This window comes from Trinickia sp. Z7, assembly GCF_056498045.1.
Genome location: NZ_JAUEQW010000023.1, coordinates 37606 through 59279, shown reverse-complemented (window position 1 = coordinate 59279; position 21674 = coordinate 37606). Strand labels below are relative to the sequence as shown.

General features: G+C 62.7%; 22 protein-coding genes and 3 pseudogenes. 15 read left to right on the top strand and 10 right to left on the bottom strand.

Translation table 11 applies throughout. From position 1 onward, the window contains the following. The 3 genes and pseudogenes from QQS38_RS24890 to QQS38_RS24880 all read left to right on the top strand — a co-directional run. A partial coding sequence (locus tag QQS38_RS24890) for an RHS repeat-associated core domain-containing protein (protein ID WP_479648010.1) occupies nucleotides 1-671 on the top strand: 671 nt, incomplete at its 5' end. Beyond that, complete coding sequence (locus tag QQS38_RS24885) at nucleotides 668-1099, top strand: hypothetical protein (RefSeq protein ID WP_479648009.1); 432 nt, start codon at nucleotides 668-670, stop codon at nucleotides 1097-1099. The genes QQS38_RS24890 and QQS38_RS24885, both read left to right, overlap by 4 nt. A 6-nt stretch (nucleotides 1100-1105) precedes the next feature. After that, nucleotides 1106-1291, top strand: a pseudogene (locus QQS38_RS24880) (RHS repeat-associated core domain-containing protein); the annotation flags it as partial. Nucleotides 1292-1362: 71 nt separating this feature from the next. Here QQS38_RS24880 and QQS38_RS24875 read toward each other — a convergent pair. Next, complete coding sequence (locus QQS38_RS24875; RefSeq protein WP_479648008.1) at nucleotides 1363-1533, bottom strand: hypothetical protein; 171 nt, start codon at nucleotides 1531-1533, stop codon at nucleotides 1363-1365. 191 nt (nucleotides 1534-1724) lie between these two features. Here QQS38_RS24875 and QQS38_RS24870 point away from each other — a divergent pair. From QQS38_RS24870 to QQS38_RS24840, 7 genes and pseudogenes are all read left to right on the top strand, one after another. Next, nucleotides 1725-1859 (top strand): annotated as a pseudogene (locus QQS38_RS24870) (DUF7716 domain-containing protein); the annotation flags it as partial. A 230-nt stretch (nucleotides 1860-2089) separates the two neighbouring features. Further along, nucleotides 2090-2281, top strand: coding sequence for a DUF805 domain-containing protein (locus tag QQS38_RS24865; RefSeq protein ID WP_479648012.1), 192 nt, complete (start codon nucleotides 2090-2092; stop codon nucleotides 2279-2281). Between the two features lie 420 nt (nucleotides 2282-2701). After that, nucleotides 2702-3463 (top strand): glutamine ABC transporter substrate-binding protein GlnH, encoded by a 762-nt coding sequence (glnH, locus tag QQS38_RS24860; RefSeq protein WP_479648007.1) that lies wholly within the window; start codon nucleotides 2702-2704, stop codon nucleotides 3461-3463. 79 nt (nucleotides 3464-3542) lie between these two features. Then, the gene (gene glnP / locus QQS38_RS24855) at nucleotides 3543-4199 is read left to right on the top strand and encodes a glutamine ABC transporter permease GlnP (RefSeq protein ID WP_479648006.1); all 657 of its coding nucleotides are present in this window, start codon (nucleotides 3543-3545) and stop codon (nucleotides 4197-4199) included. Continuing rightward, nucleotides 4196-4924: a glutamine ABC transporter ATP-binding protein GlnQ gene (gene glnQ / locus QQS38_RS24850; RefSeq protein WP_479648005.1), complete on the top strand. Its 729-nt coding sequence runs from the start codon at nucleotides 4196-4198 to the stop codon at nucleotides 4922-4924. Before glnP ends, glnQ begins: the two co-directional genes overlap by 4 nt. A 105-nt stretch (nucleotides 4925-5029) precedes the next feature. Next, nucleotides 5030-6385, top strand: a complete 1356-nt coding sequence (locus QQS38_RS24845; RefSeq protein WP_479648004.1) for an aspartate aminotransferase family protein — start codon at nucleotides 5030-5032, stop codon at nucleotides 6383-6385. 38 nt (nucleotides 6386-6423) lie between these two features. Further along, nucleotides 6424-6993 carry a carboxymuconolactone decarboxylase family protein gene (locus tag QQS38_RS24840; RefSeq protein WP_479648003.1) on the top strand — a complete coding sequence of 190 codons (570 nt, stop codon included), beginning with the start codon at nucleotides 6424-6426 and terminating at the stop codon, nucleotides 6991-6993. A gap of 103 nt (nucleotides 6994-7096) precedes the next feature. On the opposite strand, the gene mctP is transcribed toward QQS38_RS24840, so the two are convergent. The 4 genes from mctP to QQS38_RS24820 all read right to left on the bottom strand — a co-directional run bounded on the left by mctP (nucleotide 7097) and on the right by QQS38_RS24820 (nucleotide 10417). After that, nucleotides 7097-8593 carry a monocarboxylate uptake permease MctP gene (gene mctP / locus QQS38_RS24835; protein ID WP_479648002.1) on the bottom strand — a complete coding sequence of 499 codons (1497 nt, stop codon included), beginning with the start codon at nucleotides 8591-8593 and terminating at the stop codon, nucleotides 7097-7099. After that, a complete protein-coding gene (locus QQS38_RS24830) occupies nucleotides 8590-8787 on the bottom strand; it encodes a DUF3311 domain-containing protein (RefSeq protein ID WP_325339967.1) in 198 nt (65 codons plus the stop codon). The genes mctP and QQS38_RS24830 overlap by 4 nt, the downstream gene beginning before the upstream one ends. A gap of 227 nt (nucleotides 8788-9014) precedes the next feature. Further along, nucleotides 9015-9644 (bottom strand): DUF2182 domain-containing protein, encoded by a 630-nt coding sequence (locus QQS38_RS24825; RefSeq protein ID WP_479648001.1) that lies wholly within the window; start codon nucleotides 9642-9644, stop codon nucleotides 9015-9017. Between the two features lie 8 nt (nucleotides 9645-9652). Then, complete coding sequence (locus tag QQS38_RS24820; protein WP_479648000.1) at nucleotides 9653-10417, bottom strand: DUF899 domain-containing protein; 765 nt, start codon at nucleotides 10415-10417, stop codon at nucleotides 9653-9655. Nucleotides 10418-10572: 155 nt separating this feature from the next. Between QQS38_RS24820 and QQS38_RS24815 the strand changes: the two genes are divergently transcribed. Continuing rightward, entirely contained in the window at nucleotides 10573-11793 is a 1221-nt protein-coding gene (locus QQS38_RS24815; protein WP_479647999.1) for a helix-turn-helix domain-containing protein, read from the top strand. Between the two features lie 10 nt (nucleotides 11794-11803). After that, a complete protein-coding gene (locus QQS38_RS24810; protein WP_479647998.1) occupies nucleotides 11804-12490 on the top strand; it encodes a glutaminyl-peptide cyclotransferase in 687 nt (228 codons plus the stop codon). A 22-nt stretch (nucleotides 12491-12512) separates the two neighbouring features. On the opposite strand, the gene QQS38_RS24805 is transcribed toward QQS38_RS24810, so the two are convergent. Both QQS38_RS24805 and QQS38_RS24800 read right to left on the bottom strand, forming a co-directional pair. Continuing rightward, on the bottom strand, nucleotides 12513-13652 hold the full coding sequence (locus QQS38_RS24805) for a carboxylesterase family protein (protein WP_479647997.1): 1140 nt from the start codon (nucleotides 13650-13652) through the stop codon (nucleotides 12513-12515). 42 nt (nucleotides 13653-13694) lie between these two features. After that, nucleotides 13695-14099, bottom strand: coding sequence for a winged helix-turn-helix transcriptional regulator (locus QQS38_RS24800; RefSeq protein WP_479647996.1), 405 nt, complete (start codon nucleotides 14097-14099; stop codon nucleotides 13695-13697). A gap of 129 nt (nucleotides 14100-14228) precedes the next feature. Between QQS38_RS24800 and QQS38_RS24795 the strand changes: the two genes are divergently transcribed. The 3 genes from QQS38_RS24795 (at nucleotide 14229) to nirK (ending at nucleotide 18354) form a co-directional block, all read left to right on the top strand. Continuing rightward, the gene (locus QQS38_RS24795) at nucleotides 14229-15008 is read left to right on the top strand and encodes an SDR family oxidoreductase (protein ID WP_479647995.1); all 780 of its coding nucleotides are present in this window, start codon (nucleotides 14229-14231) and stop codon (nucleotides 15006-15008) included. Between the two features lie 102 nt (nucleotides 15009-15110). Next, a complete protein-coding gene (locus QQS38_RS24790) occupies nucleotides 15111-16412 on the top strand; it encodes a DNA topoisomerase IB (RefSeq protein WP_479647994.1) in 1302 nt (433 codons plus the stop codon). 424 nt (nucleotides 16413-16836) lie between these two features. Next, entirely contained in the window at nucleotides 16837-18354 is a 1518-nt protein-coding gene (gene nirK / locus QQS38_RS24785; protein ID WP_479647993.1) for a copper-containing nitrite reductase, read from the top strand. 37 nt (nucleotides 18355-18391) lie between these two features. Here the strand turns inward: nirK and QQS38_RS24780 are convergent, their stop codons facing one another. The 3 genes and pseudogenes from QQS38_RS24780 to QQS38_RS24770 all read right to left on the bottom strand — a co-directional run bounded on the left by QQS38_RS24780 (nucleotide 18392) and on the right by QQS38_RS24770 (nucleotide 21585). Next, complete coding sequence (locus QQS38_RS24780; RefSeq protein WP_479647992.1) at nucleotides 18392-19699, bottom strand: Nramp family divalent metal transporter; 1308 nt, start codon at nucleotides 19697-19699, stop codon at nucleotides 18392-18394. A gap of 192 nt (nucleotides 19700-19891) precedes the next feature. Continuing rightward, nucleotides 19892-20896 (bottom strand): annotated as a pseudogene (locus tag QQS38_RS24775) (pyridoxamine 5'-phosphate oxidase family protein); the annotation flags it as partial. A gap of 44 nt (nucleotides 20897-20940) precedes the next feature. After that, on the bottom strand, nucleotides 20941-21585 hold the full coding sequence (locus tag QQS38_RS24770; RefSeq protein ID WP_479648011.1) for a glutathione S-transferase family protein: 645 nt from the start codon (nucleotides 21583-21585) through the stop codon (nucleotides 20941-20943). Nucleotides 21586-21674: the final 89 nt, after the last annotated feature.

The window sequence follows — 21674 nt, the reverse complement described above, 5'->3', positions numbered from 1 at the left end:
CGGGCGATGTGGTGTGGGAGGCGACGTACAAGGCTTGGGGGGAGACGCAGGACGTTATTGCGCGGGTGTCGAAGACGGTGGGGGTGGCGCCGGGGAATCCGATTCGGTTTCAGGGGCAGCAGGAGGACGCGGAAACCGGCTTCCACTACACGCGGAACCGCTATTACGATCCCGGCAGCGGGCGATTCGTTAGCCAAGATCCGATAAAACTCCTTGGCGGCATCAACATCTATCAATACGGCGCTAACCCCATCGGTTGGGTCGATCCGCTTGGCCTTGCAGGCGTACTAGCATTGCCCGCTCCGACCGCCTCGAATCCTTGGATGCCTAACACGCCGATGACGTCCGAGCCTGTTCCCGCCGGAGGTCTAACCGTTCAAATGGCAATGGCGCCGGGGCAAACGCGGCCCGGCGGGTGGGCGACGACTGATAACATTCCGGACGTCGACTACGTCCGGAATAACTTGGCGGTAACGCCAGACTTCAAGTCGGAGGTCTCCCACGTGCAAACCTTCCACGTCCCCGAGGGAGTCCAAGTGCAGCGGGGTACCGTTGGCCCGCAAACCTGTGGCTGCAAGCTGTATCCCGGCGGCGGTAGCCAACTACAAATCTTGAACTTTGCTGACCGCGCCAAGCTTGTTCCTGTCGGACCGCCGAGGGCCATCAAATGATCAATGTCGCAAACGTGGCAGATTTTCAATTTGTCGAACGAGATCCTGGCTACGACAAGGTGAACAATCCATTGCGACGAACAGTTGCGGAGCTAACGCCTGTGGCGATTGCTTGGCGCAGTGGTGGCGTTCAGAGAAACATTCGGAGCGCGACAGGCATTGGCGGGGTGCCCTTGTTGGATGGAAGCGGAATCGCGATTATCGAGGGACCCTACGACAGCGCGGCTAACAGAGCGTACATTGTTAACGCCGATGGGTCGCTCAGAGCGGAAGTGTCTGTCGCAGAAACCACCGGGCAGGTCATGTTCTACGACGTGCTGTACATGAGTGGGACACTGACGTTTCTCGCGGCCGCGCCAAATCGAGATGTTCGAATCTGTGTGAACGAAAGCGACGGTTCAGTTTTGAGCGTTAGCGAGTTTCGATAGGTATGGTTTCAGGGGCAGCAGGAGGATCCTGAATCTGGCCTTCACTACAACCGGCATCGCTATTACGATCCGGCGATGGGGCGGTTCCTCTCGATGGATCCCATCGGGCTCGCCGGCGGCCTGGATGCGCACCAGTACGCACCGAACTCGACGCAGTGGATTGATCCACTTGGGCTCGCGCGGTGTCCTTGCGACCCATGCAATACGTCCCGCCGGTCGAGCCGATGTGCCGCTTGATGTAGTCGACGGAAAAATGAACGCGCTCACCGGGGCATAAAGCCGAGGTGGCCGAGCAGAGCGTCGGTGACCTGCATCCAAGGGATGAACGGTTTGTTCGACCCGCTTGGCAGCTCAGACGAGCTTTGCTGCGGCACTTCGAAAACAATCGGCTCTTCGTCCGCCGCTGAACGTGTTTTATGATTGGCCTTAGCCATGAACAACTCCTTGATCGAGTTGGTTGTGGTCAGCGGGCCGTGGGTGTTGACGCACTCACGGTCCGCGCTTCGTTTACCGATGTGGCTTCTTACCCTCGCTGCTCTGCTTGCGCGCTCTATGCGTGGGCTTCTCGCTCTCGGCCACGCGAGCCATCGCTCCGGCGACTTGGTTCTTGAGGATCAACGATCGGCAGGAAGTCCTTGATAGCGCGTCTATCGAAGATATCGTCACCAACGCCAAAGCTCAGATTGGCAAACCAACCTCGCAGCAACTCTTCGATGCATTTGTTTATTACGTCGAGCACGACGCGTTTATAACGTTCTGAAGCGAGGGCCGCGCAAAAGCCCTCAACCATTTCAGGGGCGGTTCAAATCTCCACCCCCCCGCCTTGAACAGGAGAATTCTGACACTTCCATAAGAACGATTTGACGCAAAATACAAGCCGCTGTCGATAAGCGACCGCGATCAGGCGCGTGCCGCCTATCTCGCAGCTACCGTAACCGCAGCACATATGAAAACCCGCAACCAACCGCCGGAGGCCACAACATGCACCCCATGAGCGCGTGGAATGTTTTATTCGTCGTCGTGATCTTCATCGCGATGCTGTATCCCTACGTCCGAATCATCCGCCGCGCGGGCTATTCGGGGTGGTGGACGCTGGCGGTGTTCGTCCCGATCCTGAACGTGGTGATGCTGTGGGTCTTTGCGTTTGCGAAATGGCCCGCACTCAGCCGCACGGATCGATAACCTCTGACGACAACACCAGGCCACCGCGTCTAGCGGCTGACGCCCGACCCTAGCGCAGTCAACGCTCCCGCTGCTAGGGTTTTCCCTCCTTCGGCCCCCCCGCCAAAACCGCGCAACGCCTTGTCCCGCAGGTGTTTGTGCCACCCTTCCCGTCGCACCCCGCTCCATCTTCCCTCTTGACGAGCTTTATTGGCGCGATAGCATCCGCGTTGACAACATATGTTGCTGCGAAGTATAAATAGAGCATCGTGTGTTGCGATGCCGATACAACCGGCCTCGCAGCAAGCCCTTCACTTCGTTGCAGCAAAGGCTTGTCTCTTTCGAAGCGCGTGGATTGCACCGGTACCAGCCAGCACGAGCATCCGCAACCTGGAGCCGCAACAACCGCGCGCAGCCGTTCATCTGGCAGTGGAGGCCACCATGGCACGTCGTTCTTTTTTGATGTCGTTGATCGCTGCAACGCTGTTCGCTTCAACAGTCGCTATCGCACCCGCGCGTGCGGACAGTACGCTAACGGTCGGCGTGGATACGTCGTTCATGCCGTTCGAGTTCAAGCAAGGCGACAAGTACGTCGGTTTCGACATCGACCTATGGTCGGAAATCGCGAAAGACCTGAACGTAAAGTACACGCTCCAACCGATGGACTTCGCCGGTCTTATCCCAGCGTTGCAGACGCATAACATCGACGTCGCGCTCTCGGGTATGACCATCAAGGAAGAACGCAAGAAAGTCATCGACTTCTCCGATCCGTACTACGACAGCGGTCTAGCGGCGATGGTGTGCATCGACAACACGACCGTTCACTCGATGGACGATCTGAACGGCAAGATCATCGCCGCCAAAACAGGCACGGCCACGATCGATTGGATCAAGGCGCACCTGAAGCCCGCGGAGATCCGCCAATTCCCCAACACCGACGAAGCCTATATGGCGCTCGAAGCGGGCCGGGTCGATGCTGCGATGCACGACACACCCAACGTTCAGTTCTTCGTCAACACCGCCGGCAAAGGGAAGGTGAAAGTGGCGGGCACGCCCGTGCGCGGCGACAAGTACGGCATCGGTTTCCCGAAGGGAAGCCCGCTCGTTGCCAAAGTGAACGCCGAGATCCAGCGCGTGAGAGCCGACGGCCGCTACGCCACGCTTTACCGGAAGTGGTTCGGCTCGGAGCCGCCGAAGTCCTGATGCGCAGCGTCAGCGTGATCGTCGGACAACATGCGGTGCATAGCGTGCGCCGCTCTCTCTTCCAATGGGGAGTCAAGCAGTGGATTTCGATTGGTCGGTAATTTGGGGCGCACTGCCGGAGCTGCTCGACGGCGTGAAGCTCACGGTATGGATCGCCATCTTGGGCCTCGTCGGCGGATCGGCGATCGGGCTATTCGCGGGGCTAGCTCGCGCCTACGGTCCGCTCGTCGTGAATCTGGCGGCGCAAACGTATATCGAGCTGATTCGCGGCACTCCCATCGTCGTGCAAGTCATGTTTCTCTATTTTGCTCTGCCGTTGTTGGCCCACATCCGCATCGACGGTCTCACCGCGGCGGTTATCGCGATCGCCGTGAACTCAGGCGCGTATTTGGGCGAAGTCGTGCGCGGCGCCTTTCTCTCGATCTCGCGCGGCTTCACCGAAGCGGGCTTGGCGATGGGCTTATCGATGCCGCGCGTGTTGTTGAAGATCGTCGGCCCGCTCGCATTTCGACGGCTGATTCCGCCCTTCGGCAATCAATGCATCGTGAGCCTTAAAGATACGTCGCTGTTCATCGTCATCGGCGTCGGCGAGCTGACGCGAAAGGGTCAAGAGATCATCGCCGGCAATTTCCGCGCGGTGGAGGTCTGGACGGCGGTCGCCTGCATTTACCTCGTTCTGACGGGTGTCATGACGCTCGTGCTCCGAACCGTCGAAAGAAGGATGCGCATCCTATGAGCATGGTCGAATTCAAATCGGTATCCAAAAGCTTTGGGCACCTAACGGTTCTGAAGGATATCGATCTTCGCATCGATGCGGGGGAAGTTGTCGTCGTGCTAGGCCCGTCCGGGTCCGGAAAATCGACGATGCTTCGCTGCATCAACGCGCTCGAAAAGATCTCGGGTGGAGACCTGCTGGTCGATGGGCTGAGCGTAAAAGGGCGCGCTGCCGACATCCATCGCATTCGACTAGAAGCGGGCATGGTCTTTCAGCAATTCAACCTGTTTCCGCAGATGACCGCGCTCGAGAACGTTATGTTCGGCCCCATGCAAGTGCGCGGGGCGGCTCGCACCGAGGCGCGCGAGCAGGCTTTGGCGCTACTTCGCAAGGTGGGCCTCGCGGAGCGGGCCGGCCACTACCCCTCGGAGCTATCCGGCGGACAACAGCAACGTGTCGCCATCGCGCGTGCGCTCGCCATTCGGCCCAAGTTGATGCTGTTCGACGAGCCCACTTCCGCCCTCGATCCCGAATTGCGGCATGAGGTGTTGAAGGTCATGCAGGATCTGGCGACCGAAGGCATGACGATGATCGTCGTGACGCATGAAGTTGGCTTTGCGCGTCAAGTGGGCACGCGCTTATTGTTCATGGATGGAGGCGTCATTGTCGAAGACGGCCCGCCGGCCGCGTTGCTCGACCGGCCGCCGACCCAGCGGTTGCAGAATTTCTTGAAGCACGTCGCTTGAAGCGTCTCGCACGCACGCAGGGTCGAACGGGTTTCGTTTCGTTCCGTGCTGTGGCGTGCGGTAAGCGTCGCGCCTGTCTTTCATGGTTGATTCATGAGGTGCTACATGTCTTACGTGTTCCATCGGATGCCGAAGATGTCCCTCCCCGTCGCGGTGGCGGGAGATGGCATCGAAATCATCGATTCGTCCGGCAAGCGCTACATCGATGCAAGCGGCGGCGCCGCCGTGTCGTGTCTCGGTCATAGCCATAGGCGCGTCATCGAAGCGATCGAGCGGCAAGCTCGTCAGCTTGCCTACGCGCATACCTCGTTCTTCACCACCGAAGCAGCGGAGGCGCTCGCCGAGCACTTGGTCAAAGCCGCGCCGGCAGGCATCGGCCATGCGTATTTCGTCTCGGGCGGTTCGGAAGCGATAGAAGCGGCGCTCAAGCTCGCGCGTCAGTACTTCGTCGAAATCGGCGAGCCGGCGCGCAAGCACTTCATCGCGCGTCGACAGAGCTATCACGGCAATACGCTCGGCGCACTCGCCATCGGCGGTAACGCGTGGCGTCGCGAGCCATTCCTGCCGCTTCTCATCGACACGCATCATGTCAGCCCCTGTTTTGCGTATCGCTTCAGGAACGAGGGGGAAACCGACGAGGCCTATGCACAGCGTCTCGCCGATGAACTCGAGCAAAAGATTCTCGAACTCGGCCCCGCTACCGTAGCTGCGTTCGTCGCGGAAACCGTGGTGGGCGCGACGGCGGGGGCGGTGCCTCCGGTGGCGCAATACTTCCGCAAGATTCGGGCGGTGTGCGACAAGTACGGCGTATTGTTGATCCTCGATGAGGTGATGTGCGGCATGGGGCGCACGGGTTTTCTATACGCGTGCGAGCAGGAGGGCATCGCCCCCGATCTGCTGACGATCGCCAAAGGGCTCGGCGCTGGCTATCAACCGATCGGGGCGACGCTCGTGAGCGATCGCGTTTACGATGCGATCGTCGGCGGCTCGGGCTTCTTTCAGCACGGGCACACCTATATGGGGCACGCGACGGCCTGCGCCGCCGCGCTCGAAGTGCAGCGCGTGATCGAAGAGGACAAGCTGCTGGAAAACGTGGCCGCGCGCGGCGAGCAGCTGCGCTCGGTGTTGCGCGAGCGCTTAGGCGATCATCCTCATGTCGGCGATATCCGCGGGCGCGGACTCTTCGTCGGCGTCGAGTTGGTGCGCGATCGGGCCAGTCGAGCACCCTTCGATCCACAGCACAAGCTGCATGCGGCGATCAAACACGAATCGATGGCCCGCGGCTTGATGGCGTACCCGATGGGGGGCACGATCGACGGCAAGAATGGCGATCATGTTTTGCTTGCACCGCCATTCATCTGCACTTCACACGACATCGAACGAATCGTGGAGCGTCTGGGCGATGCAATCGAAGCTGCGCTGGCGGGCACCCGTACCTCGGCCACGAAGCGTGCCAAGTGAGCGATACTGAGGCCGTATCGCGTCACGAGGGAAGCGCCATGAATGCAGAACGCAAGCCCGCACGCCTGCCCGAATTCGATCGGGCGGCCGCCGCCCCCGAACAGCAGGCCGTTTTGGACGAAATCCTGTCGGGGCCGCGGGGCAACCTCGATGGTCCGTTCCTCGCGTGGATCGCGAGTCCCGAACTCGCGCAGCATGCGCAGCGCCTCGGTGCGTTTTGCCGGTACCGGACAGGCCTTCCGCTCCGGCTCTCGGAGCTTGCGATCCTCGTCACCGCCGCGCAATGGCGAGCGCAGGCCGAATGGCAGATCCATTATTCGATCGCCATCGAAGCGGGCATCTCCGCCGAAGTGGCTGATGCTCTGCTTCGAGGTCGCCGTCCCACGTTCGCCGACCAAGACGAAGCACTGATCTACGACTTCACCATCGAGCTTTATGACGCGAAGCGCGTCTCCGATACCACGTTCGCAAAAGCCGCCCAACGGTTCGGCCACGAAACTACCGTGAATCTCGTCGGGCTGCTGGGCTATTACGCCTTGGTCGCCATGACGTTGAATGTCTTCTCGATGCGAGCGAGTGACGATCAGCCGCTGCCATTCGCCGAGTGATGACTGCCACCGACAACGGCCGAAATTCTCAACGATGTCGCCGTATGGGCGCACGATCGGAGCCGGCCGCCAAGCGCCCAGCTCCGATCGCGGATCGAGATCCTTATCTCACTGCGACTTTCGCTTGTGCGGCGCTATCTTTCGCCGTCACGGCCGATACGGCGAGCGTCACGACCACGTTGACCACCAACGCGATCAAGCCGATGTAGGTCGGATAGGTCGCCCCCCCGAAATGCAGTGCATAAACGGGCTTCAGCCCTTGCATCGCGGCGAGCGTGGTGCCGAGCCCGATCCCCGCCAGCCAGCCGAGGAACAGGCCCGGCGTCGTGAGGCGGCGCGTGTACAGCGAGAACACCACGGCCGGGAAGATCTGCAAGATCCACACGCCGCCGAGCAATTGCATGTCGATCGCATATTGCGTCGGCAACGCGATGATGAACAGCAGCGCGCCGAACTTCACGACGAGCGACACGAGCTTGGCGTTCGATGCTTCTTTTTGCGGCGTCGCATTGGGGGCGATCAATGGCTTATACAGATTGCGCGTGAACAAGTTGGCCGCACCGATCGACATGATCGCCGCCGGCACGAGCGCACTGATCGCAATGGCCGCTGCCGCGAAGCCCACGAACCACGACGGGAACAGCGTGAGGAACAGCGCCGGCACCACGTCGGAGGGCGACTTCACGTGCACGCCGGCTGCGATCGCCATGTAGCCGAGCAAGGCAATCAACCCGAGCAGCACCGTATAGGCGGGCAGGAAGATCGCGTTCTTCTTGACGGTCGCGGCGGAGCTGGACGAGAGCACGCCCGTCATCGTGTGCGGATACATGAAGGCGGCGAGCGCGGAGCCGAGCGCGAGCGTTGCATAGGCCGTGAACTGCGAGGGCTTGAGCAAGATGCCCGTGGCGCCGCCCTTGGCTGCGAAGTGTTTGTCCGCGATATCGAACAGCGCGCCGTAGCCGCCGAGCTTGGAGGGAATCCAGCAGACGGCGACGATCACCACGATGTAGATCATGATGTCTTTGACGAACGCGATCATCGCGGGCGCACGCAGACCGCTCGCATAGGTGTAGAGCGCGAGAATCACGAACGCGACGATGAGCGGCAATTCGCCGGTCACGCCCAAGCTCTTGATGACCACTTGCATGCCGACGAGCTGAAGCGCGATGTAGGGCATCGTGGCGACGATACCGGTCAATGCGATGGCAGCGGGGAACCACTTGCCGCCGAACACGCCTTGAACGTAATCGGCTGCGGTGATGTGGTTGCCGCGGTGGCACGCTTGCCACAGCTTCGGCATGACGGCGAACACGAACGGATAGACGACGATCGTGTAAGGCAGGGCGAAAAAGCCATACGCGCCGACGGAGTACACGAGCGCGGGCACCGCGATGACGGTGTAGGCGGTGTAGAAATCGCCGCCCACGAGAAACCATGAGATGACGGTGCCGAATTGGCGGCCGCCAAGCCCCCATTCATGCAATTGCGTGAGGTCGCCGCGTTTCCAGCGAGCCGCGACGAAACCGAGAATCGTGATGAGCGCAAAGAATGCGACGAAGATCACCAGAGCGGTGGTATTGATCGAAGTGGGTTCGGTCATTTGGCGCTCCGGTAGACGGCGTACATCAACAGCGAGGTAATGGGCACCCAGAGGAATTGGTACCAGTAGAAGAACGGGAAGCCGAGCAGCGCAGGGCGGCCGTCGCTATAGAACGGCAGCCACAGCAGGGCGAAATATGGCAACAGCAAAATCAGCGGTAGCCACGCGCGGCGTGGGGCGGTGGAGGTCTCCATGATGCTCCTTAGGGGTCGACGATGAGGCAATGGGCGCGTTACGACCGAATGCCGCCCACTCTCTGTCTTTATTGAACTATCGTGGGATGAATCGAGCCAAGCGCAATGTTTCGATGCGGAAAAGGCGGGTGTTTGCCCACGCAAATCGCATTGCGATTGACGGGCGTAGTATTTGCGCTCGGTATGCGGACCGCAAGCGCATAACTACTTAAGGGTGCTAAGTAGGATTACGTAGGGGTGACGCGGCGCACACGCCATCGCGACCACTGTTCCACCGTCATTGCCATCGTTACCACGCCCATTGCAAATGGATTCATGACGCCAACGGCGAAGAGCGCCGCCATGAAATTGGCGCAGCAATACCCATCGTGAAGCGCGAGACGAAACCCATGCAGCACCGCAGCGCTCGCGTAGTGCGCGTCGAAGCCGCCATACCGGCAAACGTTTTCGCGGCACACGACTCTACGCGCCTTCCAGGCGGTGAACTGAAGGACCGCTGCGAGCACGACGGTGATGCCGGAGCAGACCGGCATGGCTCGCGCCAACGCACTCGATCGCATGACGTTTGCCGCGACCGCCGCGCCGACGACGAACACGGCCGCGCCGAGCGCGGCCCAGGCGCTGCAATAGCTCGCAGCGACCAACACCGTCGCGCGTGTGGCCCGGCCTCTGCCCCGGGCGTGAACCCGCTTCCAATACGACAGCAATGCAGGCGCGAGCGACGGCAGCATCATCGGCACCATCATCGCGCTCCACGTGAAGGTGAACGCCGCCGCGGCATCGAGCCAAGTTTGCCCGCACATCGGCATCCACATCGTGGAGAGCGACCAATCCCCCGGCATCGGCAGCTCACCCATCGCAGGCCTCACCGCATTGCGTACTCGTCGTGCCGCTTCCACCAAACGCCCGTCTCGTTGCGGCCGAGCGGTGCGCGATCGAGCCACTGATACATGCCCCACATCGCGTCGAGCCCGCGCGCATACGTCGAGTAGGTGTGATAGACGACACCCTCCTCGAGCACGAAGGCGCTCATGCCGGGCCGGTCTCGCGAGTAGGTTTTCGCATCGGTCCCGCAGGTGCGAGCGAACTGCTCGACAGGCGGCGGTGCGGGTTCCGCATCCATCGCGTGCTTGCCGCGCTGATAGTTGTATTCGATATCGCCGTCGCGTTGCTGCATTTGAGTGAACGAGACATCGAAATCGAAGTTGAAGTCGCTACCGTGTGAAGACGCCCACGGAAACGTCCAGCCCATGCGCCGCTTGTACGCCGCGAGCTTGTCGAGGGAAGCGCGGGAAACCGCGGTGAGCGTGACGTCGTGATTGGCCAGATGAACGCGAAAGCCATTGAACGTATCGGCGATCGACGAGCACGACGGGCATCCCGCCTTGTAGTCCGGCCCGAACATGAAGTGATAGACGAGCAGTTGCGAGCGGCCTTCGAAAAGATCGGCGAGCGGTACCGTGCCTCGCTCGGTGTCGAAGCGATAATCTTTGTCGACGCGCACCCATGGCAGCGCTTGTCGTTGGCGTGCAAGCTCGTCGCTTTGACGCGTCATCGCCTTCTCTGCATCGAGCAGGGCGAGACGGGCGGCGAGCCACTCGTCGCGTGTTCCGATTGCGTGTGTCGTCATGATTCGGCTCCGTTCGATAAGGTGTTCGTTGGTCGCGCCGCCGTCGCAGGGCGTGCCGTTTTCGCGTTGGCGGGCGGCTACATGTCGGGACATGTCACGTGCTAGATTAACGAGCGATGTCGAACGGTGGGAGTGACAACTGTGGCGGGATTCGAATGGATTTGCTGATTGCCGCCGCTGCGCGCGCACTTGCCGCGGGTGATTCGCTGCGCGCGCTGAACTGCGTGTCGCAGCGCGAGGACGCGCCTGCGCTCGCCCTGCGCGGCATCGCCATGGCGCAACTGGGCGATCTTGCTCGCGCCAAGGTGCTATTGCGCAGCGCCGCACGTGCGTTCGGGCCGAAGCACGCGTTGGCGCGCGCGCGATGCGTCGTGGCGCAAGCCGAAGTCGCACTGGCTGCGCGCGATTTGCGCTGGCCCGAGAAGTCGCTCGATGCGGCGCGCGCGACACTCGAAGCACACGGCGATCGGCTCAACGCCGCGCACGCGCGCAATCTTGCCGCGAGGCGATCGCTGCTGCTCGGTCGCATCGACGATGCACAGCGCGCGCTGGCCGCCGGCTTATCCGGTCCGCTTCCCCCCGCCTTGCGGGCATCGTCGGAATTGCTCGCGGCGGGCGTTGCGATTCGCCGCCTGCAAGCAACGGCGGCACATGAAGCGCTCGCACGCGCTGCCCGAGCCGCGCGTGCATCGGGTATCGCGTCGTTGATCGCCGAAGTAGAAAGCGTCTCGCTTGCGCTCGCGGCCCCGGTCGCGCGCTTGATTTCACGCGGCCACGCGCGCACGCTGACGCTCGAGCAAGTGCAGGCATTGGCTTCGCCTCGGCGTCTTATCGTCGACGCGTGCCGCCATGCCGTGCGCGATGCCGATACGGCGGTGACGCTCGCCACACGGCCGGTGTTGTTCGCGCTCGTGCGCGTTCTGGCCGAAGCCTGGCCGCAGGACGTCCCGAGAGAAGCCATGATCGCTCACGCGTTCCGAGCGAGGTCGATCGACGAGTCGCACCGTGTGCGATTGCGCGTGGAAATCGGCCGCTTGCGCGCGTTGCTCGGGCCGCTCGCAGACGTGACGGCGACCAAACGCGGATTTGCCCTGATGCCGCGCGGTGCGAGCGATGTCGTGGTGTTGGCGCGTCCCCTCGACGAGAAACATGCGGCGGTCCTTGCGCTGCTGGCCGACGGCGAGTCGTGGTCGAGTTCCGCCTTGGCGCTGGCGTTGGGTGCGAGCCAGCGATCGGTGCAGCGTGCGCTCGATGCGCTGGCCTCGTCAGGGAAAATTCAAGCCGTAGGCGAGGGGCGGGCGCGTCGGTGGATGACGCCGCCCGTCGTTGGATTCGCGACGACATTGTTACTCCCCTCGCCGCTATCGAACCTTTAGGATGCCAACGATGAACCGATCGAATGCTGAAATTGTTCAGGAATACGGCCCATTGCCGGGAGTCGAGCATGTCGCCGGCGTGACCTATGACGGCCATCGAGTTTGGTTTGCCGCAGGCGATAAGCTATGCGTGCTCGATCCCGTGAGCGGTCGAGCGCAACCCGCGCTCGACGTGCCCGCGCATGCGGGAACGGCGTTCGACGGCAAGCACATCTATCAGGTGGACGGCGATTCGATCCACCAGATCGATCCCGCGACGGGACTCGTGTTGCGCACCATTGCGGCGCCGCTGGGCAGCGGCACGTCTGGGCTGGCATGGGCCGAAGGCTCGCTCTGGCTGGGACGCTATGCCGAGCGCAAGATCGTGCAAATCGACCCCGAAACGGGCGCGGTGCTGCGCACGATCGAATCGAATCGATTCGTCACCGGGGTGACCTGGGTCGACGGCGAGCTGTGGCATGGCACATGGGAGGACGAGCAGAGCGAAATCCGCCATGTCGATGCGCAGACAGGCGAAGTGATCGAGGCGCTCGAGATGCCGCCGAGCGTAATCGTCTCGGGCCTCGAATCCGACGGTGGCGCGCAGTTCTTTTGCGGTGGCGGGACGAGCGCAAAGGTAAGAGTGGTGCGCCGTCCAGTGCGAAGGGCGGTGCATGACGGCGCTTCGAGCAGCGCCGTGGATGGGCCAAGCGATTGATTGGCGCGCGGCGGGTGCGCCCTTAATTCGCCCCGGGCCGCGCTTTCATGATGCGTTCGATCAGGGCTTGCCGCTCCGCGCCCGCATCCCACACGGTGACCGTGTCCTTGCCGATCGCTTGCCGGGTCAATCCGTCCCGTTCCTGCCGCACGGGCGGCCAATGCGGCGCGCGCGCAACGCTCGTCCCCCGTTCGAGGCGCATGAAATCCGCTTGCCTATCGTAGACGCCGTTCGGATTGCCCGTCTTCACGAACTGCTCGGTGTAGCTCGAAAAGATTTGCGCGACGGCGCGATCGTCTCTCGTCCAGCGATAACGAGGGTCCTCGTCGAGATTGCCGAGCAGATAGACGATCTCCGATCGATGCGCAGCGCCGGTGCTGGGTGAAGGAGTTTCGCCCTCGGCCTCTTTGGCGCTCGATGCCACCGCCGGCGGGCGCGGCTGCGTGAACAGATAGAAATACACGGGGGCGCGCCCGGTCTGCCGGTGCAGATCCATCCAGCGCCAGGTACTGTGGCTCATCGTCAGGTCGTTGGCGAGCACCGCGGCGGAGCGATCGATCTCGTCGGCGTCGTTGCCCGGATAGAACCCGCGCGCTTGCGCGAGTTCGTTGCCGAACACGGCGCTGAGAATCACCGTCCAATTCTCGGGCGTCGGTGCGAGTGGACCGTAGACCGTGCGGAAGTGACTCTCCTGAGAATTCGAGCCGACGAGCAATGGAACCGGCGCTTGACCTCCGGCTTCGAAGACCGCTGCCGGCGTGTCGGTGAGGAAATAACCGTCGATGCTCGGCCAAAAAAACGGCTGCGGTTCGCGATGCGTGCCCATAGCGGCCTGCAGCTTCTCGGCCGATACCGCCCGCAGCGCCGCGAGCGAATCCGCGCCGAGGCGGGTGGCCAAGCTGCGGGTGACCTTTTCCGCCTTCTCTCGCCGCCAGAAGCCATTGGGCGCGAACGCACCTCCGCTTTCCCCCATCGCCCGCGCGAATAGCCCACGCGAGGAGGGCGCGGCCATGTGCGCGCTTACGGCCATTGCGCCGGTCGTTGTGCCCCTTTCGAAGGATCGATGCGAATTGCGGTGCGCTTGCCGATGGCGAGCACCTCGATCTTCGTGATTTACAGGGGCTTGAGCGCGAATTGAGCTAAAACAGGACGCATTGACCACAGATAGCGAAACGCAGCGTCGGCGCCGCCGCGCCGCGGCTGCTCATGCCTTGGCTCGCTTCGGCCGCGCTTGCAGTTGCGCGTAATGCTTTTCCGCCCACAACCAGACACCGCAAAACGCGGCGCATAGGCTCTCGCCGAGTTCGGTCAGTTGATATTCCACGCGCGGCGGCACTTCGGGATAGACGGTGCGCGTGACGAAGCCGTCCTCTTCCATCTGCCGCAATGTCTTGGTCAACATGCGCTGGCTGATGCCGCCGACGAACTCGCCGATGCGCGTGAACCGCAAGACGCCGTTCTGCGCGAGCACCTCGAGCACGCACATGGTCCATTTATCCGCGACTTTGCCGATGACTTCCATGACGACATCGTCGATTTCGGGCGTCGAAGACTTGCCCGTTGGCGATTCGAAGACGACGGCGCGCCCCGTTTGCTTTTGCTTTTTCACGCTCATATCGTTGAGTTTCAAGGGTGGTAAGTTGGTTACTTCTGTGTTCGTACGGTACAAAACGGTGCCTACTTCCTAAGTGAGAGTATTGGCGCTATTCTGCCGTCGGTCAACCACGGGAGAGACATCATGCAAGTGACTGGAAACACCCTTCTCATTACGGGCGGTGGCTCGGACATCGGGCGCGCCTTGGCCGAAGCGTTTCATCGCCGCGGCAATCAAGTCATCATCGCCGGCCGGCGCGAGGATGCGCTGCGTAAAGTGGCGCAGGCGAACCCCGGCATGAAGACGGCGCAACTCGATGTGCAGGACCCGAAGGAAATCGAGCGGTTTGCGGCGCGCATGGCAGAGGAGTATCCGCAACTGAATGCCGTGCTGAACAACGCCGGGATCATGCAGATGGAAGACTGGGCTGCGGACGAGGTGGCGCTGTCGACCGCCGAGGCGACGATTGCGACGAATCTGCTCGCGCCGATGCGCTTAACGGCGGCGCTGTTGCCGCAACTGAAACGCCAGCCGCACGCGACGGTGCTGACCGTGTCTTCGGGTTTGGCGTTTCTGACGCTCGCTCATACGCCGGCCTACAGCGCGACGAAGGCCGCGATTCACGCGTTCAGCGACGCGCTGCGCTATCAACTGCGTCATACGTCTGTCGACGTCATCGAAATCGTGCCGCCGTATGTCGCCACCGAACTGATGGGCGAGCAGCAGGCGAACGATCCGCACGCCATGCCGCTTGCCGAGTTCATCGACGAAGTCATGAGCATTCTCGAAACGCAGCCGAACGCGCGCGAAGTGCTCGTCAAGCGCGTCTACCCGCTGCGCTTTGCCGCCGAGCAGGGTTACGAGAAATATATGGAGCAATTCCATACGTTCAACGACCGCTTCGGCGCGGGGCATCTGGGCTGAGTTCCGGGCGCAAGCCCGGACGGCAGACGGATCGGCGGCGCGCGCACCGGTGGCACGCAGCTTGCGTGAAGCGCGCTCAACACCCCGTCCTTGCGTTGCGCCATGTCTAAGCCTTCTCGCGGTTCGAGTCGTTTGCCGGCGCCTGCGTCGTCACGCAGCCCGTCGAGCTGCGACGCGCCCGAGCCTGTCGATCCCCCGGTCGAGCTGCCGGAAGACTTGCGCTATGTCGACGACCGCCGTCCGGGCATCACGCGCAAGCTCGTGCGCGGGCGCTTCGCCTACTTCGACCCGCAGGGGCGGCGTATCTACGACGAAGCGGAAATCAAACGCATCAATGCGCTCGCGGTGCCGCCCGCTTATACCGACGTGTGGATCTGCCCCGACCCGCTAGGCCATTTGCAAGCGACCGGGCGCGATGCGCGCATGCGCAAGCAGTACCGCTACCACCTGCGCTGGCGCGAGATCCGCGATGCAACCAAGTATGACCGGATGGCCGCCTTCGGCGACGCGTTGCCGAAAATTCGCGTGCACGTGGCGCGCGACCTGCGCCTGCCGGGCATGCCGTGGGCAAAAGTGGTCGCGACCGTGGTGCGCTTGCTGGACGTGACCCTCGTGCGCGTGGGCAGCGCGGAGTATGCGCGCGCGAACCAGTCGTTCGGACTCACGACACTGCGCAAGCGGCACGCAGCCGTGCGCGCCGGGCACTTGCGCTTTCGGTTTCGCGGCAAAAGCGGTGTCGAGCACGAGGTCGACGTCGACGACCCGCGTGTCGCCCGCATCGTTCGACAATGCATGGACTTGCCGGGGCGGGAACTGTTTCAGTACCTCGATGAAGACGGCGAGCACCGGCCCGTTGGGTCCTCCGACATCAACGATTACCTGCGCGAAGCGAGCGGCGCCGATTTCACGGCGAAGGACTATCGCACATGGGCCGGCAGCGTGTTCGCTCTGGCCGCCCTGCGTCAGATCGAGCCGCGCAGCGCGGCCCACGCCCGCAAGCATCTGGTCGAAACCGTCAAGAACGTCGCGGCGACGCTGCGTAATACGCCTGCGGTCTGCCGGCGCTGCTACATCCACCCCGCCGTCATCGACGCGTTCGAAGCCGGCGAGCTTGGCGAACTGCCGAAGGTTAGAACGCGGCGCGGTTTGAGGGCGGACGAGGCGGCATTCGCCGCGCTGCTCGCACGCAAATCACGTCGTGCGAAACGAGCGGCGCGCGAGCGGGAAGCGGCGGGCAAACGCAACCCGCGATCCGCCGAGTGTGCCAACGGCAAACAAGGCTCTCGTTGCGCTTCGAGCCGCGATGATTCGAGCCCGCGAGACGACGTACGGCTCGTCAAATTACTCGCCAAATCGCGCGCTGTGGCGAAACGGCGCACAAGTCCGAATCGCCGCCACCCGTAACGCTTGGCGGCGTCAATACGAAGCGTGCGATCGGGTTCCAATACCGTTGGAACTCGTTCGGTGTTTTCGCTTGATAACCATCAATTTCATTTACCGTTCGTTTGACTACATTGGAATACATGAAGACAGGCAGCAAGAAACGTCGAGAGTCGATCGACGAATCGAGTAATGCATTCTGAATTCCCGTGGCAATCATGCCGAGGAAATCAATTGGGAATTCGAACTGTTTTCATGCATTCGAAAGCGACGCGGGTTCGTGCAACGGACGCGGCGAAGCGCCTCAATCGATTGCGTTTGAACAGGCGATACCCGGCAAGGCCGGGATCACTCGCCAAACCAGCGCCGGCATCGAACCGCAAGGCACGCGTAGACCGCAGGCCATGTCTCGGGCCGGTCATAAAACAGACCATCGGTTATGGAGCACATGATGTGCAAATTCCGTGTTATTACGCCAATCTGCTTTGCCGTCGCATTGATCATGGGTGGCGGTAGCACCGCCGGTTTCGCTGCCACCCCCACTGCAGTTTCCGCGCACGCCGCTAAATCAGCCAAACAAAGCAACGTTAAACATTTCGTACTTCGCACGAATATCGCCGACGGCAAGCTCGTCTATGAAGACGAGCAAGGCAAGGCCGATCCGGATCTCAAAGTGCAAGTCGGCGATACGGTGGAAATCGCGATCGCAAGCAAGGAGGGCGCGGAACACGACATCACGTTCCCCGACCTGAACGTCGAATCGAAGCGCTTCAGCGGCGCGAGCGGCCCGACGACGTTGCGTTTCGTGGCATCGCGTGCGGGCGAGTTCCCGTACTTTTGCAGCGTGGCCGGTCATAAGGAAGCCGGCATGGAAGGCAAGCTCGTCGTGACCGCCGCCGCGGTCCCTGCCGCATCCCCGGCCCCGGCCGCACATGGCGATGTCGGCGGGGTCGAACCGGCCTCCGCCCACGGCGGCATGGACGGGCATGCGATGCCGATGCCCGCCGTCTACGCTGCTTCGGCGGCCCCTGCCTTGCCGGCCAAAGCGGACGCCGTCAGCATCGCGGGCGACCCGTCGGCCGTGCCGTCCCCGATCGGCGCTCGCGCGCCGCAAACGCTGAAATACCGCATCGAAACCGATGAAGTGACGGGCAAGCTCGACGACGGCACGACCTTCACCTATTGGACCTTCGACAAGCAGGTGCCGGGTCCGATGCTGCGCGCGCGAGTGGGCGACACGGTGGAGCTCACGCTCGCGAATGCGCCGACGAGCAAGATGAATCACTCGATCGACTTGCATGCGGTGATGGGCGGCATGGGCGGCGGCGGCGACACGCAGGTCGCCCCGGGCCAGCAAAAGACGATCACGTTCAAGCCGATGCACCCGGGCTTGTACGTCTATCACTGCGCCACGCCGCTCGTTCCCGAGCACATCGCGGCCGGCATGTACGGCATGATCCTGATCGAGCCCGAGGGCGGTCTGCCCAAGGTCGACAAGGAGTACTACGTCATGCAGGGCGAGATCTACACGAGCAAACCGTTCGGCACGCACGTGCATCAACAAGTCGACATGGCCAAGCTATCCGCCGAGCAGCCCGAATACTACGTGTTCAACGGCGCCGTCGGTTCGCTGACGAAGACCCACAAGCTCGTGGCCGACGTGGGTCAGACGGTGCGCGTGTACTTCGGCGTGGGCGGTCCGAACAAGATGTCCTCGTTCCACATCATCGGCGGGGTGTTCGATACCGTCTATGAAGAGGGTTCGTTGAGCGGCGCCAAGCACGATGTCCAAACGACGATCGTGCCGCCGGGCGGCGCGGCGATCGTCGAAATGAAGATGCAGTACCCGGGCAAGTACATGCTCGTCGACCATGCGCTCACGCGCGCCGGCAAGGGCCTCGTCGGCTTGCTCGAAGTCGGGGGCAAAGCCGATCCGGTGGTCTATCACGTGGGGTCGGCGCAGTGAGTCCGGCGACTCACGCCTAGGCCCGGCCTAGCGTGGGCTAGCCGAGCGCTCCGAACGTTTGCAGCAGGAGTACGACGTTCAGGGCGAGGATGACGACCGTCGCGGCGATCGCGGCGGTCGTCACGCCCGCGGTATTGACGAATTCGCCCATGATGTCCCGGCGGCTCGTCACGATCACGAGCGCGATCATCGGCGCCGGCAATGCGAAGCTGAGCACGACCTGGCTGTAGAGCAGCGCATCGGTTGCTTGCACGCCAAGTGCGGCGGCGACGAAAGCGGGCGCCATCGTCAAAAGGCGGCGCAGCCCGACGGGAATGTGGAAGCCGACGAAGCCTTGCATCACCATCTGTCCCGCCATCGTCCCCACGACCGAACTCGAAATGCCCGAGGCCAGCAACGATACGAGGAACACCGCGGCGGCGCCTGCGCCGAGCAGCGGCGTGAGGCTCCGATAGGCGGTCTCGATCTCGGCAACATCGGCATGGCCGGCGTGAAACGCACTCGAGGCCATGATGACCATCGCCATGTTCACGAGCCCGGCAACCGACAGGGCAACGATTACTTCTCGATTGGAAAAACGCAGCAGCTTGCCGCGCGCCGCATCGTTGCGAGCGCTCGCGCGATGTTGCGTGAGGCCCGAGTGCAGGTAGATCGCGTGCGGCATGACCGTCGCGCCGAATATGCCGGCAGCGAGCGAGAGTGCGCCACCGCCTTGCAGGTGCGGTAAGAAGGTACCGCGCGCCGCTTCGCTCCAGTTCACGTCGACGAGCGTCAACTCGATCACATAGGAGAGCGCGACGGTGCCGATCAAGGCGCCGATGATGAGCTCGAGCGGGCGAAAGCCCCGCCTTTGGGCAGCGAGGATCGCATAGGTGACGATGCCCGTGAGCGCCATGCCGACGATGAGCGGCACGTGAAGCAGCAGCGACAAGCCGAGCGCACCGCCGAGGAATTCCGCAAGATCGGTCGCCATGGCGGCGATCTCGCTGACGCCCCACATCGCGTACACGACCGGCGCGGAAAAATGCGCGCGGCTGATTTCAGCGAGATTGCGGTTCGTGACGATGCCCAGTTTGGCCGAGAGCGCCTGAAACAACATCGCCACGACGTTCGCCGCCAGCACGACCCACAAGAGCGAATAGCCGTACTTGGCGCCCGCCTGCAAATTGGTCGCGAAATTGCCGGGGTCCACGTAGGCAATGGATGCGACGACAGCGGGGCCTGCAAACAGCAGGGCCGCGCGCAGCCGCGTGAAGGGGCTGCGCCCGCCGCGATCGGCGACGACCTCGCCGATCGCCAGCGTCGCGCGGCCGCTCATTCCCAGTTGCATTTGCGCAGTCGTCATGACGCACCTCGTTCCCTAGTTTCTGGTGGTCATGATAAAAGCTATCGATATGTAAATGATAATTGTTTTTATAAATGATGCTCATACGGGGCTACGGCCTGCACTGCCCGTCTGCTGGTCCGCCTGCTGCCTGCCGCTAGTCCGAGGGCGCCTCGGTCGCGTGCTTTTTCTCGTTCAGTTCTTGCTCGACGGCGTCGACGCCCCGTTAGCGAATGCGAACTGCGGCGCATATTCGACCGCCGACCAACGAAACGGCAGCGATGCGGGACTGCGTCGCACTTCTTCCACCGTGAACCGGACGAGCCGCTGCGCGTCCGCAAAGGTCTCGAGCGCGGCGCCCTCCCAGATGATTTCTGCGCGCGCAGCGACATAGAGCAAGTCGCCACGGTCGAAGTCGATAAATAGCAGCCCCGCGCGATCGTCTTCGGAAAGATTGCCGAGCGTATTGAAGAATTGATTGCCGCGATAGTCGGGGGTGACGAAGGTGCGCTCGTTCTCGATGCGGACGAACCCCGGCGGCCCGCCGCGGTGCGACACGTCCACGCCTTGCGACGCAGTATCGTCGGCCAGCGTGCTGCGGGTGGCGATGAAATACGTATCGCTGCTCGCGATGAGGGCCCGGTCGGCCGCATCGAGCGTTGCGGCCCGGCGCTCGGAAGCGCCCTCGGCGGCCGGACGCCCTGGTTGGACACGAGTCGGCGTGCGGCTTTGGATGTACTTGGCGCAATTGCCGAAGCTTTGACGCACTTTCACCGTCAGCACGCCGTCGTCGGCCGCGGTCACTACGCCGTTGATGCGATTGCGCCGGCGCGTCGGCGGCTCGATGCCGAGGCCCCCCAACGCGGCGCCCGCCTGCCAAGCGCGGGCGAGCGGATCGCCCTCGAGCGGCTGGCCGGCGATGCGCAGCGTCGTCGCATCGGGCGCGGAGACGAAGCCGGGCTCGCCTATGCGCAACGTGGCCCAGGGCTGCCCTTGGGCATCGATGCCGCCCAGGACGATGAACGGCAATTGCGCAAAGAACTGCCGGTGCTGTTCCGGCAAATAGCGGCGTATGCTGCGCCGCCCGCCTATTTCGGCTTTCTCTCTAACGCCTGCGCGAGTCTGCACGGCGATCTCACCAGTGTGGAACGGTGCTTCGTCGAGGTCCCAACCGGGCGGTGGCATGACGGGGCGGCGTTCGTGCGTTTCGGTGCTCATGGCGCAAGCGTCCTCGTGTAGGGGGGGGCGGCGACCTATCGGTTCTACGAATGCGCCGTCGGCGCGGGCGTGCATGGCGGCATAGCGACGAAGCCGGGCAGGGCTTCCACCCGTGCGAGCCAAGCGCGCACGTTCGGATACGGCGCGAGCGAAATGCCGCCCTCCGGCGCATGGGCGATATAGGTGTACGCCGCGACGTCGGCGATCGTCGGCTGCGAGCCGATGGCGAAGGCTCGCGTGCCGAACATCGGTTCGATTACGTCGAACAGCTTGATCGCCGTGCGCACGGCGGTGTCGTAATCGAGGTCATTGCCGAACACCTTCACGAGACGGGCCGCGCACGGTCCATGAGCGATCGGTCCGGCCGCGAGGGAGAGCCATTGCGTGACCTGCGCTGCGCCGATGGGATCCTCGGGCAGCCAGGATGCATCGGCATAGCGCTTCGCCAGGTAAACGAGTATCGCGTTCGAATCGAACACGACCGTTTCGCCGTCTTCGATCACGGGCACGTGCCCGAAGGGATTCATCGCTAGAAAGGCTGGAGTGCGTTGCTCGCCTGCCCGAAGATCCACTTCGATCGTTTCGAACGGCAGGCCCAGCAGGCTCAGACACAGCTTCGCGCGATGGGCATGACCCGAAAGGCGCATCGAGTGAAGGCGGATGGGGCGGTCGGGGCGAGCGAGCGGCATGGGGCTGTCCTTGCGAGAAAAAGAGGGAAGATCGATTGACTTCATGCGAAGCGTATCGCAACCGGATTTGCCGCATAAGACGGATAATC